This window comes from Halorhabdus utahensis DSM 12940 (assembly GCF_000023945.1).
GTDB lineage: Archaea > Halobacteriota > Halobacteria > Halobacteriales > Haloarculaceae > Halorhabdus > Halorhabdus utahensis.
The window spans coordinates 1,497,173-1,509,562 of the sequence record NC_013158.1 but is presented as its reverse complement, the minus strand read 5'-3'; the positions used below and the strand labels follow the sequence as shown (position 1 = coordinate 1,509,562).

The following is a 12,390-nucleotide window of genomic DNA, read 5'->3' as shown; positions in this document are numbered from 1 at the left end:
GACGCTCGACACCTCCTTGGGTTGTGCGTGAGTTGTCGGATCTCCACTGGCCACCGAGTGCCCCGCGTGGGGAACGAAAACTGTTACCTGCACCCCTCCCATCCACCCGGTATGCATCAGCGACTGGTCCGTCGCGTCCGCCAACTCACCGGCATGGGCTTTCTCGCCGGCGTGCTGTTGATCGCCCTCGGCGTCGCGGGCCAATCGGGCACGATGGCGGTCGGCCTCGCGCTGCTTGCCGTCGGTGCGTTCGCGCTGTCCTTCCGTCATCACTTGACCGGGCTCGTTTCCCATCCTGCCGTCGACGCGTACCTCACGTCGGTGCCTGTTGCACCCGTCCTCGCGGGAGCAGTCGTCATCTGGTTTGCTGGCGCGTCGCCGGGTGAACTCCAGACCCTCGGCGGCGTCCTTGGCCTCCTCTCGCTCGTGAATCACCTGCTTCGCCCCGTCTACGGTCTCGGCTATCGACTGATCACGCGCGTGACCTGATCGCGCTCAACCCGCGCGAGAATGCAAGTCGACCCCAGACGGTTGGGTCATCAATCAGTATCCTCCCGCTTTCAACCAGTCCAGAGCGCACTGCTCGCGGAAATTTGCATAGAGTTTGCACAGTCCTTGCAGAGACGTGAACGAATTTCGTATCAAATTTGGAAAATGTATTTTCCGTTCCCTTGCCTGCGACGGTATGTATGCTCGAAATCGACACGACGCGACGACGATTCGTGGGTGCCATCGGCGGCACGATAGCGATCTCCCTTGCCGGCTGTTCGAGGGATTCAAACTCCGCAGACGAGGAATCGAGTGACGACTCGATGGCCGAGGAAACAACGTCCGACGACGCAATGAGCACTGAGACGATGGATGACGGGTCGATGGAGACCGAGACGATGGATGACGGGACGGTGGGGAATGAAACGATGGATGACGGGTCGATGGGGAACGAGACGATGGATGACGGGTCGATGGAGAACGAGACGATGGACGATGGGTCGATGGAGAACGAGACGATGGACGATGGGTCGATGGAGAACGAGACGATGGACGATGGGTCGATGGGGAACGAGACGATGGACGATGGGTCGATGGGGAACGAGACGATGACGAACGAAACCACGTCGGATGATGGATAAACGCGTTCAGGTTTTCGCGCTCGCCGGTATCAGTGGCGTCGCTGGCTCGTACGCACTCGCGGGATACACACGGCAGTTCATCGTCGCGCCGATCGACGCCGTCGTCGTCCGATCGACACCGGGGCCGATCGTGGCCTGGATGATAACGAACGTCGGCGACGCAGGCCATCTGCTCCATATCGCGCTCTCGATGGCCATCGCTGGCGTGTTGCTCGGGACGACCGCCGTTTTGGGGCAGTTCGTCGGCGCGAAACTGGATCGGTGGTTCCTCGCTCCGGGAGTGGCCGGCGTCCTGGCGTGGGCGCTCACGGTTGCGATCACGACCGAACCAGTGCTTAGCCTCGGTGCCGCGCTGCCGGTGGCCCTCTTTACCGTTATCGGGGCCGGGTCGCTGTCTACGGCTGACCACGACCCATCTCGGCGGCGCGCGCTCGGTTCGATCCAGAGTGCGATCGGCTTTGTCGTCGTCGCTGGCGGCGCTGGCTGGATCAAAACCAACAGCGATACCGAGACCGCCGACGAGGAGCCAGCCAGTGACCCACCGTCGCCGGTCACTCGCCGGCTCGAAGAAGCAAATACGCAGTCGCTGGATCTGGCAGCCGACAACGTTCCGGGACTCGTCAGCTCAATCGGGGAGTTTTACAACGTCGACATCGCGGAATTTGATCCCGAAATCGCCGATGACGACTGGTCGATGGGACTCACTGGCGAGGTCGAAACCGAGTTCTCGGTCACGTTCGAGGAACTGACCGACAGGCCGACCGAACACCGGTACGTTACCCTCCGCTGTGTCGGTGAGAGTCTCAACGGGCGCAAACTCGACACCGCCGTCTGGACGGGCACCCCCATCAAGCCCCTGCTTGAGGAAGCCGATCCCGAAGGCGACTGTGACTGTGCGATGCTCCGGGCGGAAGACGGCTATTTCGTGCAGTTCCCGGTCGAAGCCCTCGAGGACGCGTTTCTGGCCTGGGAGATGAACGGCCGGCCGCTCCCGAAGTCCCACGGCCATCCGGTACGCGTGCTCGTGCCGGGCCACTGGGGAGAGACCAACGTCAAGTGGCTCACCGAGATCGAACTCCTCGACGAAGCGATGGACGGCTACTGGGAGCAGCGCGGCTGGCACGGCACTGGCCCCGTCAATACCGTCGCAAAGCTCTGGGACGACACCCGACTGGACGACGGCCGCATCGAGGTGGCCGGGCACGCATACGCAGGAACGCGCGGGATCGAGCGCGTCGAAGTCTCGACCGACGGTGGCGCCTCTTGGACCGATGCCACCCTCTCTGCGCCGCTCCCCGGCGAGGATGTCTGGCGGCAGTGGAGTCACGTGTATGAGCCAACGGGCGACCACGAGGTGGTCGTCAGAGCGATCGACGGCGAGGGAGATCGACAGCCCCGTGATCAGTCCGATTCGTTCCCCAGCGGAGCGACCGGCTGGGTGTCGAAAGAGATCAGCGCATGAGGCTCTGTCTCACTATTGCTACCGCCATCGGGAATACTATATCCGATCCACTAAACGCATACACACGTCGCGATGGAAAAGGCACTGTGGTACCTCCTGTCGGGAACGCGTGGCGGCGCCAACCGGGCCCGCATCATCAGCCTGCTCGACGAGCGACCACGGAACGCCAACCGACTCGCGGAGGCACTCGATGTCGACTACAACACCGTCCGCCACCACCTCGATATGCTGGTTGATCACGACGTCGTCGAGGCCGGCGGGGAGGATTACGGCGAACTGTATTTCCTCTCCGACCGGTTCGAAGCCAACCGTGACGCCTTCGAACGCATCATCAACCAGGCCGACCTCGCGGTGGCCGGCGCGAAGTCAAGCCGAGACGGGGACCCGACGGACACCGAAACGGAGACACCAAACTAACGATGGCTAGCATGAACACACTGCTGACCGCGGCGAGCGTTCTCTCGGGGCTGAACATCCTGTTGCTGCTGGTCCTGGGGGGCATCTGGGCACAGAACTACCGGGAATTTCGGACGCCGCTCACGCTCGGATTGCTCGGGTTCGCGGCCGTGCTCATCATCGAGAACCTGGTGGCACTGTCGTTTTTCTTCAGCATGGGTATGCTCTACGCGGGCTCGGAATCGGCCCAGCTGGCCGTCCTCGCGATGCGGGGACTGCAGTTCGTCGCCGTGTCATTCCTGACGGTCATCTCACTTCGATAACCTGCCGCCCCCGTTTCCAGTCGCCATTTCTGGCGTCCGCTACTCGTCCCCGGCGGTCGCCGCCCGGATCTCGCTCACGTCGGCGGTCGTCTTGAACGTCGTCCCGCCGTAGTGGGTCCGGGACGCCTCGTGACCTGCCTCCCGGAGCGCGTCGAGAAAGTCCGCCATCGCCACGGCACTTTCACCCCACCGCTTCGTGAGTCGATGCTGGTCGTAGTGGGTGGCCACGTCGAGTTCGTCGGCGAGCGTCTCCAGTAACTCCCGACCTTCCTCGGCGGTTCCCATCCCGTCGTCGATCTGTCCGCGGACGCGCTCGAGGAAGTCCGTTTTGTGAGCCGCGCCGAGCCACAGCGGGCCGGCGGTCTGGAGGTGCTGGCCACACTTCGGACACGCTTCGGGGGGATGGGCGATCAGTCCATTCTCAGCTTCGCGGTAGAGACACTGCTGGCAGTGATGGACGTACCCGAGTTCCCCGATCGCGTCGTCTGCCGCCCGCGCGCCGCGCTCGAGATCGAGGTACGTCCGGACGTAGTGGTCCGTGGCGTGGGTGAGCGCGGGACGGGCGGCGATGTCGTAGCGCGCGGCGGTCCGAACGAGGGACCCCAGCAGGATTCGGGCACCCATCTCCGAGTGGTACTCGGTGTTTCGCGGGACGGCGCTGTAGGAGCGGACGCCGCTCTCGAAGTGGGCTCCACACAGCGGCGCGAGGTCGGTCGCCGTCACCGCGAGCATCCGCCCGGCGCTCTGGAGAGCGGCGTCGACGAACGGGATCGGCGTGCCGAAGGGGTCCAGATCCACGATGTCGAACTGGCGTTCGTGCATGACAGCGTTGGCGTCCCGGTGGAGCACTTCGCCGTCGAGGTCGTTACCCGCGAGGTTCTCACGGCAGCGCTCGACCGCAGCCTCGTCGACGTCACACAGCGTCGCGTCGAAGCCGTTTTCGGCCGCCCGGACGCCGCGGACTCCAGTCGCCGCGGTCGCGTCGAGGTACGTCTCGACCGGGTGGCCGTCCCGCTCGGCCACGCGCTCGCGGACGGCCCGGATCGCGGCCACCGTCAGATCGCGGTTGAGTTCCTGGACGGGATTGAAAAACACTGACTCGCCGACCCCCTCCTCTGCCTGCTCGGGGACCGTGACGGTGACCCGTCCTTCGCGTTCGCGCATACCTCCGCTGGGCCGGCCGTGAGGAAAAGCGCCTCGTTCCTGGCACGGACTCCGGTGGACATCTCGCCACGAAACGCCACGGTGTGGGCATCGAACCTGTTTTGACCCGCCGCGTCCAATCCCTGCCCCGTGACGGCAGTCGACGAGTGGCGAGCCGCGCTGAGTGAGGCGGGAGAACTCTCGCCCGACATCGTCGACCGCATCACCACCGTCCACGGTTCCCGTGGCGTTCGCGCCATCGAGGCCGTCGCCGAGGACCGCGTCAAGGAGTACGAGGACTTCACGGTGGTGGTCGGCCACAGCGACGAGTACGTCATCGAGGGTGAGGCCTGTACCTGCGAGGACGCCTCGTACAACCTCGATCCCGACGATCCGACCGACCTGTGCTGGCACGTCCTCGCCGTCCTGATCGCCCGCGAGATCGACGCGGTCGACCACCACGACATGTTCTACAGCGAGGTCCGGGACTTCCTGTGATCGCCGGTCCGGGACGCGGTCCGGATCGTTGGTCGATCAAACCCGCGTTTGACGCTCGGGAAGGCACTTTTCCCTCCCGGTCGTTGTGGCTGACATGAAGCGACGTACCTTCCTCGCAACGACCGGATCGCTCGCGACGCTCGCCGTGGCTGGCTGTCTCGACGGCGATGAGACTGCTGACGACTCGACGACTGACCCGGACACTGGATCGCCAACTGACTCTCCGACCGATACACCCACGGATTCGCCCACCGACACCCCGACGGAGCGTCCAACGGACACACCCACGGACACGCCATCCCGGCCCCTCCGGAACGCCAGCTTCGAGTCCGGCCTGGAGGGGTGGACGGTCGGGAAAGACCTGCCGGAGGACCCGAACAACTCCGGGGAGCCAGTCGACTCGGACGTTCGGACGACGACGGAGTTATCGGCCGACGGCGAGACGGCCCTCGCCATCGAGATCGACGGCAGTGCCGACGACGGCACGGTTTGGGTCCAACAGGAAGTCGACCTCACCGACGTCGAGGCCCTCTCGGTCGCCGGCTACAGCGATCAGGAGTCGTTCAACGAGATTCTCCAGGTCGCCACCTATGCGGGGCCGATCCCCGAAGACGGACTCGCCGAGGCGGACTTTGACCGGTCCAACCAGTTGGCCGATCACGAGGGCTGGAAGACCTACGAGTATCCCGTCGAGCACGACGGCGAGGGATTGATCGCGGTCGGCCTCAATATCGTCTGGGAGACGACGGCTGTCGGCGTCCTCGACGACGTCCGCCTCGAGTGATTCGGGCACGTCGCGGTGGTCGCCACGATCAGACGAGCACCTCGACCTCGTAGCCACTGTCTTCGAGCGCATCGAGCAACGATTCGACGTGGTCGGGCCCCCGGGTCTCGATATCCAGGTCCACGACGGTGTCGTCCATCGCGATGTCCCGCGAGGCGCGGTCGTGCTCGATCGCGTAGATGTTCCCACGCTCCCGTGAGATCACCTCGACGAGTTCCTCCAGCGCCCCGGGGCGATCTTCCAGGACTGTCCTGATCCGGAGATACCGGCCGGTCTCGATCAGCCCGCGCATGATGACCGTCGTCAGGACGTTGAGGTCGATGTTTCCACCCGAAAGCACCGGGACGATCGTCTCATCCGCTTCGTATTCGAAGGCTCCCTCCAAGAGGGCAGCGACCGGCACCGCACCGCCGCCCTCGACGAGCGTCTTGGTCCGTTCGAGGAGTGTTGTCACTGCCACGGCGATCGCTGAGTCAGGGACGGTGACGACTTCGTCGACCCGATTTTGGATCACTTCGAAGGGCAACTCGCCGACTTTCCGCGTGGCGATGCCGTCGGCGATCGTTTCGACAGCTTCGCGCTCGACGATTTCGCCCGCTTCCAGCGACTGTGGGAGGCTCGCCGCGCCTTCCGCCTGGACGCCGATCACCCGTACGTCGTCGTTCCAGGCCTTGAGCGCCGTGGCGACGCCAGCGATGAGGCCGCCGCCACCCACCGAGACGACGACCGTGTCCACGTCGGGGCAGTCCGTCGCGATCTCCAGGCCGAGGGTTCCCTGGCCGGCCATCACCCGTTCGTCGTCGAAGGCGGGGACGTAGGTGCGCCCCTCCGCCTCGGCGATCTCGTGGGCACGTTCGGCCGCCGCGTCGTAATCCCTGCCGTGGAGGACCACGTCGCCCCCGTAGCTCCGGGTGGCCTTGACCTTCGCAACTGGGGCCCGCTCGGGCATGACGATGGTCGAATCGACGCCCATCCGGGTTGCAGCGAGCGCGACCCCCTGGGCGTGGTTGCCGGCACTCGCCGCGACGACGCCGGCGGCCTGCTGTTCGTCGGTGAGCGTCGCGATCCGGTTGGTCGCGCCACGGATCTTGAACGACCCCGTCCGCTGGACGGTCTCGTACTTGAGGTGGACGTCCGCGCCGGTCATCGCCGAGAGGGAGTACGATCGCTCCAGGGGCGTGTGTCGGGCCGTTTCGGACACACGATCGCGAGCTACGAGCACGTCCTCGCGAGTGAGCATGCCCGAGATTGCGTCCGGACAGTGGTAACTGTGGCGGGCGCGGGGACTGTCGATCGCCGGCCCCGCCAACGCTTTGAGGCTGGCCTTCGACGTGCGAAGCGATGGCTGAAAACCCACACAACGACAGCGACACGTTCGACATCGGCGGGGAGCTGACGGTCCACCGACTTGGATTCGGCGCGATGCGATTGACCGGCGAGGACATCATCGGTCCGCCGGCGGACGAGGACGCCGCGAAGGACGTGATCCGCCGGGCCGTCGAACTTGGCGTCGACTTCATCGACACCGCCGACTCCTACGGCCCGGGCGTCAGCGAGCGCCTGCTCGGTGAGGCCCTGACCGCCGAGGACGACGTCGTGGTTGCCTCGAAGGCCGGCCTGCTCCGGCATCGCGACGGCGAGTGGACGCCCCACGGCGACCCCGAGTACCTCCACAACCAGGTACTCGCCAGTCGCGATCGACTCCGGACCGATCAGATCGATCTCTATCAGTTCCACCGGCCGGATCCCGACGGCGACTTCGAGGATTCGGTCCAGGCATTCGCCGAGATGAAGGACGCCGGCCAGATCGACCACGTCGGGCTCTCGAACGTCACCGTCGAGCAGCTGGAGACGGCGATGGAGATCGTCGACATCGCGACGGTCCAGAACCAGTACAACGTCGGCCATCGCGAGGACGAGGCGGTGCTGGAAGCGTGTGAATCCCACGACGTCGGCTTCATCCCCTGGGGACCGATGTACACGGTCGACGACGAGGGCGTCGCTGGGGTACTGGACGACGTCGCCGCCCGGCACGATGCGACCCGGCGACAGATCGCGCTCGCGTGGCTGCTGGATCATTCGGACGTGATGCTGCCGATCCCGGGAACGTCGAGCGTCGAGCACCTCGAAGCGAACGTCGCCTCGACCCACATCGACCTGACCGACGAGGATCGCGCCGCGCTGGACGGGATCGACCCGCAGTAGGGGGAGCAGAGCGGCTGCTTTTCTCGCTTTTTCGGCTGTGTCGCCCGCCATCCGTCATGAACGGCATGTGAGATACAGCGAGTGAATCGGTTATCGAACCACCGTCACCGTCACCGGTGCTTCGGTAACGACTGCCGTCGCCACCGTCCCGAGCAAGCGCGAGACCAGGCCATCGCTGTCACCCCCGTGACCACCCATGACAACGTGATCTACGCCGTACTCGTCGATGGATGAGACGATAACCTCGGCCGGGTCTCCAACCTCGATCACTGCCTCGACACGCTGGTCGTGCGCTCCGACCTGCTCACGGGCCTTCGCGACCATCGTTTCGGCTCTGTCCTCGGCTTCGGCGACGCGGTGCTCCGTGCGGTCCTGAATCCCGCCTTCGCTCATCGTGCTCCCGATCGGCGTGAGGACGTTCAAAACCGTGATCCCGCAGTCGTAGCTCTCCAGTGCGTGACGCAACGCCTGCCCAGCCAGCGGGGAGCCATCCAGGGGGACGAGGACGTGGGTGGGTGCCATAGTATGGATGGGGAAGCCAGACACAAGAAACACGGCACCCTCGAAGCCACTTCTGTCGTCGTCACCCTGGCGAGCCTACCGCTGCTCGATCCGGACGAACTCCCGATCTTCCGGACCGACGTAACGCGCTCGGGGGCGGATGAGGCGGTTCTCTTCCTGGTATTCGAGGACGTGGGCGACCCAGCCACCGACGCGACTCATCGCGAAGATGGGCGTATAGAGGTCAATCGGGATGCCCATCTCGTAGTACATCGACGCCGAGTAGAAGTCGACGTTGGGCGCGATGCCGGTCTCCTTGGCCATGAACTCCTCGATGGCGCGAGAGTAAGAGTACCATTTGAGTTCGTCGGCGGCCTTGCCCAGCGCCTTGGACTTGGCACTGAGGATCCTCGCCCGTGGGTCTTTGACGTCGTAGACGCGGTGGCCGAATCCGGGGATACGATCGCCGGACTCGACGGCCTCACGGGCCCACTCGACGGCCGTCAGGTCGCTCTCGTCGAGTTCAAGCAGCATCTGCATCACGTTCTGGTTCGCGCCGCCGTGGAGTCCTCCCTTCAGTGCGCCGATGGCGCTGGTGACCGAACTGTGGAGATCAGACAGCGTCGAGGCTGTCACCATCGCGGCGAACGTCGAGGCGTTGATCCCGTGGTCGGCGTGGACGACCAGCGCCATGTCGAAGACGTCCGCGAGGGTCTGGGCCGGTTCCTCGCCGTTGAGCATGTACAGGAAGTTCTCGGCGTGGCTCAGGTCCGTCCGGGGTGCGACGGGCTCTTCGCCGTCCCGAAGTCGTTTGTACGCGGCGACGATCGTCGGCATCTTCGCGGTGATCCGGCGACCCTTCCGCTGGGCGATCTCGCCGTCGCCGGCCTCGCCCGTCGAGTCGTCCGGGTCGTAGGCCGACAGCATCGAGACGGCAGTCCGCAGGGCGGCCATCGGGTTCTCCTCGGCGGCGGCGAGTTCCCGGACCGTCGAGAGTACCTCCTCGCGGACCGCCCGCTCCTCGGCCATCTGCTCTTCGAACGGTTCGAGTTCGGATTCAGTCGGGAGGTGGCCCTCCCAGAGCAGATACAGTACCTCTTCGAAGGAGGTGTTGCGTGCGAGATCCTCGATCGCGTACCCCCGGTAGACGAGTCGCCCCTCCTCGCCGTCGATGTCGCTCAGCGACGATTCGGCGACCAGCACTCCCTCCAGTCCCTTTCTGAGCTCGTCGGGCATACCATACACTGCTCACCTTCAAGGAAAAGCATTACCGTTTTCAGGCTACGTTTTCCCGTACCTTTCAGATTGACACGTATGCCCCGGGTATGTTTGCATTCCTCTCGCACTTTTCGACGCTTGTTCAGATTAGGGGGGTCGTGGCGGATCACTACTGGACGCGGTCCCCGGGCGGCAATACTTTTGGCCCGCGGTGTCGAACCGACAACACATGGCATCGGGTGAGGACGTCACGTACGAACCGGTCAGCGTCAAGGACGTGCTGGCCGAGATGAAAGACACCGCCGAGTTGCTGATCGACCTCTCCTATTCGGCGGTGTTGCTCGGCAGCGACGAAATCGCCGAGGAAGTCCTCGCCCTCGAAGAGCGTATGGACGTCCTCCACCTCCGGGCACGGATGAGCCTCCTCATGGCGGCCCGCAACCCCGAGGACGCCGAGGCGCTGGCCCCGGTGCTGGGTGTCGTCGGTGCGGCGGAGAAGATCAGCGATGCGGCGGGCGATATCGCGAAGGTCGTCCTGGAAGATATCGGCCTGCCGGCGGCGATGCGGGCGACTCTGCCGGAGGCAGTCGAGACGCTGGTCCGGGCGACGGTGGCGGCCGACTCGACGTACGCAGACCGGACGCTCGGCGGTCTCAACCTCGAAACCGCGACGGGCGTCCGCATCATCGCGATCCGTCGGTCTGGGGAGTGGCTGATGAACCCCGACGCCGAGACGACGCTCCGGTCGGGTGACGTGCTGCTGGCAAGGGGGCCCGAGGAGGGCATCGCCGAAGTCTACGCGGCGACCACCGGCGGGACCTACGAGCCCCCCGCGCCGCCCGAGAGCGACATCGAGGATCTGGAGCGGGCGGTCGACTCGATAGTCCTGATGAAGAACATGAGCGAACTCGCGGTCGACCTGGCCTACGGCGCGGTGCTGTTCGACAGCGAGGCCGTCGCCGAGGAAGTCCTCGAACTCGAGGCCGAGGTCGACGCCCTCCAGTCCCGTTTCGAGGCCTGGACGCTCCAGGCTGCCGGCCGGGTCGACGATCCCATCGCCCTCCGTGGGCTGGTCCACCTCGCGCGCTCGACGGAGGTCATCTCCGACGCCGCCCTCGAGATCAGCGAAGGCGTGCTCAGGGGCCTCGGCACCCATCCCGTCGTCGAGGCGGCCATCGAGGCGAGCGACGAGGTGATCGTCCGGGAGACTGTTGCCGATGGCAGCGACCTCGACGGCGCGACACTGGGCGATCTCGAGGTCAAGACCCGGACGGGGATGCGCGTGATCGCCGTCCGCCGGCCGGCGACCCATCCGACCGGCAAGCATTCGACCGATTGGGAACTCTCGCCGGGACCGGCAACGACGATCGACGCCGGTGACGTGGTGATCGCGAAGGGAACACGGAGCGGCGCGGAGCGGTTGGGCGAACTGGCTGGCAGCGAGTGAGTCGCGCCGTCGGCCACTGATTGTCGCTACTCGTCCGTTTTGGCCAGTCGGTAGGCCTCGATCCCGACCAGGATCGTCGTCACGACGGCCCCGGCTGTCATCGCGAGCACGGCCAGCAGTGAGAGATACAGCACTTGCCCGAGCGCCGATGCGCGACCGAAGACGAACACGGCGTAGGCGGCGATAGCGAAGACGGTGCCCGTCGCGATCCCGCGTTTTGCGTGTGTGCGAACGCGAAGGGCCGCGACGAGTTGGGCTTTGCCGCTTCTGGGGAGGTTGGCGTCACTGTTCGATGGGTCTGACACGCTAAAGCGATAGTTGGGCCGGGGACAAAGACCTCCGGATTGCGGTCAATCCGGGGCCTCGGTGTCACTCGACGAGGCGTTCGATCTCGGTCACGAGGACATCGCTCGCGCCGATCTGCTTCAGTCGGTTGATCGTCTCGAAGACCTCGCGTTCGTCGACGACGGCATGGACCGCAACATCCTCCGTCCCGGCGATGTCCATCACGGTCGGCCCGCCCATCCCGGGCAGGACGTCTTTGACCTCCTCCAGTTCGGACTCGGGCGCGTTCATCATGAGGTAGCGCTTGTCTTCGGCTGACAGCACCGAGGACAGCGCCATCTCGATCTGCTGGACTTTGGGATCGTCGGCGACGTCCTCGCGGGCGAACAGTCGGACTGAACTCTCGAGGACGTCGTCGATGACTGCGAGGCGGTTCATCCGCAGCGTCGTGCCCGTCGAGGTGATGTCGACGATGCCGTCGGCGATGTCGACGTGCGGCGTGAGTTCCGTCGCCCCGGAAACCTCCGTAATCTCGGCGTCGATGCCCGCGTCGTCGAGGTAGTTTGCGGTGACGTTCGGGAACTCCGTCGCGATCGTCCCGCCCTCGAGATCGGTGGGTTCCTCGATGTCGCCGTCCTCGGGCGCGGCGAGGACGAGCCTGCACTGGCCATAGTCCAGATCGAGGAGGGAAACCAGGTTCTCCCGGTCGGCCTCCTGGGCCTGGTCGTAGCCGGTGATGCCGAGGTCGGCCGCGCCGTCGGAGACGTATTCGGGGATGTCCGCGGCGCGTGCGTAGAGGACGGTCACGTCGTCGTCGACCGTCCGGGCGTATAGCTGTCGGTCAGCGCCGTCGACGAGGTGGAGCCCGGCGCGTTCGAGCAATTCGACGCTCGGGTCGTGAAGCCGGCCCTTATTGGGCAAGGCGATTCGCATACTCACTCTCCGTGCGAGAGGCGCAATTGTCTTTCGGCACGGGTCGGGCGTACGACTCGAGACGG

Annotated in this window: 14 protein-coding genes and 1 pseudogene; 9 read left to right on the top strand and 6 right to left on the bottom strand. The window is 65.3% G+C overall.

Features of this window, described 5'->3' with window-relative positions; translation table 11 throughout:
• Positions 1 to 111: 111 nt before the first annotated feature.
• From HUTA_RS07480 to HUTA_RS07460, 5 genes and pseudogenes are all read left to right on the top strand, one after another.
• A complete protein-coding gene (locus tag HUTA_RS07480; protein ID WP_015789283.1) occupies positions 112 to 489 on the top strand; it encodes a hypothetical protein in 378 nt (125 codons plus the stop codon).
• Positions 490 to 689: 200 nt separating this feature from the next.
• Complete coding sequence (locus HUTA_RS07475) at positions 690 to 1,130, top strand: hypothetical protein (RefSeq protein WP_015789282.1); 441 nt, start codon at positions 690 to 692, stop codon at positions 1,128 to 1,130.
• Entirely contained in the window at positions 1,123 to 2,592 is a 1,470-nt protein-coding gene (locus HUTA_RS07470) for a molybdopterin-dependent oxidoreductase (protein ID WP_015789281.1), read from the top strand. Before HUTA_RS07475 ends, HUTA_RS07470 begins: the two co-directional genes overlap by 8 nt.
• Positions 2,593 to 2,664: 72 nt before the next feature.
• Positions 2,665 to 2,937: pseudogene (locus HUTA_RS07465) on the top strand (winged helix-turn-helix domain-containing protein); the annotation flags it as partial.
• A 74-nt stretch (positions 2,938 to 3,011) separates the two neighbouring features.
• Complete coding sequence (locus HUTA_RS07460; RefSeq protein WP_015789279.1) at positions 3,012 to 3,311, top strand: hypothetical protein; 300 nt, start codon at positions 3,012 to 3,014, stop codon at positions 3,309 to 3,311.
• A 39-nt stretch (positions 3,312 to 3,350) separates the two neighbouring features.
• On the opposite strand, the gene HUTA_RS07455 is transcribed toward HUTA_RS07460, so the two are convergent.
• Positions 3,351 to 4,475, bottom strand: a complete 1,125-nt coding sequence (locus tag HUTA_RS07455; protein ID WP_015789278.1) for a tRNA (guanine(26)-N(2))-dimethyltransferase — start codon at positions 4,473 to 4,475, stop codon at positions 3,351 to 3,353.
• A 129-nt stretch (positions 4,476 to 4,604) separates the two neighbouring features.
• On the opposite strand from HUTA_RS07455, the gene HUTA_RS07450 reads away from it, so the two are divergent.
• The gene (locus tag HUTA_RS07450; RefSeq protein WP_015789277.1) at positions 4,605 to 4,952 is read left to right on the top strand and encodes a hypothetical protein; all 348 of its coding nucleotides are present in this window, start codon (positions 4,605 to 4,607) and stop codon (positions 4,950 to 4,952) included.
• Positions 4,953 to 5,046: 94 nt separating this feature from the next.
• Positions 5,047 to 5,736 carry a PT domain-containing protein gene (locus tag HUTA_RS07445; RefSeq protein WP_015789276.1) on the top strand — a complete coding sequence of 230 codons (690 nt, stop codon included), beginning with the start codon at positions 5,047 to 5,049 and terminating at the stop codon, positions 5,734 to 5,736.
• 28 nt (positions 5,737 to 5,764) lie between these two features.
• Here the strand turns inward: HUTA_RS07445 and ilvA are convergent, their stop codons facing one another.
• Entirely contained in the window at positions 5,765 to 6,976 is a 1,212-nt protein-coding gene (ilvA, locus tag HUTA_RS07440) for a threonine ammonia-lyase (protein WP_015789275.1), read from the bottom strand.
• Between the two features lie 101 nt (positions 6,977 to 7,077).
• Here ilvA and HUTA_RS07435 point away from each other — a divergent pair, with 101 nt between their 5' ends.
• The gene (locus HUTA_RS07435; RefSeq protein ID WP_015789274.1) at positions 7,078 to 7,941 is read left to right on the top strand and encodes an aldo/keto reductase; all 864 of its coding nucleotides are present in this window, start codon (positions 7,078 to 7,080) and stop codon (positions 7,939 to 7,941) included.
• A 90-nt stretch (positions 7,942 to 8,031) separates the two neighbouring features.
• Here HUTA_RS07435 and HUTA_RS07430 read toward each other — a convergent pair whose 3' ends face one another.
• Both HUTA_RS07430 and citZ read right to left on the bottom strand, forming a co-directional pair.
• A complete protein-coding gene (locus HUTA_RS07430) occupies positions 8,032 to 8,463 on the bottom strand; it encodes a universal stress protein (protein ID WP_015789273.1) in 432 nt (143 codons plus the stop codon).
• A gap of 75 nt (positions 8,464 to 8,538) precedes the next feature.
• The gene (gene citZ / locus HUTA_RS07425) at positions 8,539 to 9,678 is read right to left on the bottom strand and encodes a citrate synthase (RefSeq protein WP_015789272.1); all 1,140 of its coding nucleotides are present in this window, start codon (positions 9,676 to 9,678) and stop codon (positions 8,539 to 8,541) included.
• A gap of 211 nt (positions 9,679 to 9,889) precedes the next feature.
• Here citZ and HUTA_RS07420 point away from each other — a divergent pair, with 211 nt between their 5' ends.
• Positions 9,890 to 11,107, top strand: a complete 1,218-nt coding sequence (locus HUTA_RS07420) for a potassium channel family protein (protein ID WP_015789271.1) — start codon at positions 9,890 to 9,892, stop codon at positions 11,105 to 11,107.
• A 26-nt stretch (positions 11,108 to 11,133) separates the two neighbouring features.
• On the opposite strand, the gene HUTA_RS07415 is transcribed toward HUTA_RS07420, so the two are convergent.
• Both HUTA_RS07415 and hisG read right to left on the bottom strand, forming a co-directional pair.
• Positions 11,134 to 11,412 (bottom strand): DUF7536 family protein, encoded by a 279-nt coding sequence (locus HUTA_RS07415; protein WP_015789270.1) that lies wholly within the window; start codon positions 11,410 to 11,412, stop codon positions 11,134 to 11,136.
• Between the two features lie 64 nt (positions 11,413 to 11,476).
• Positions 11,477 to 12,325, bottom strand: a complete 849-nt coding sequence (gene hisG / locus HUTA_RS07410; RefSeq protein WP_015789269.1) for an ATP phosphoribosyltransferase — start codon at positions 12,323 to 12,325, stop codon at positions 11,477 to 11,479.
• Positions 12,326 to 12,390 lie beyond the last annotated feature (65 nt).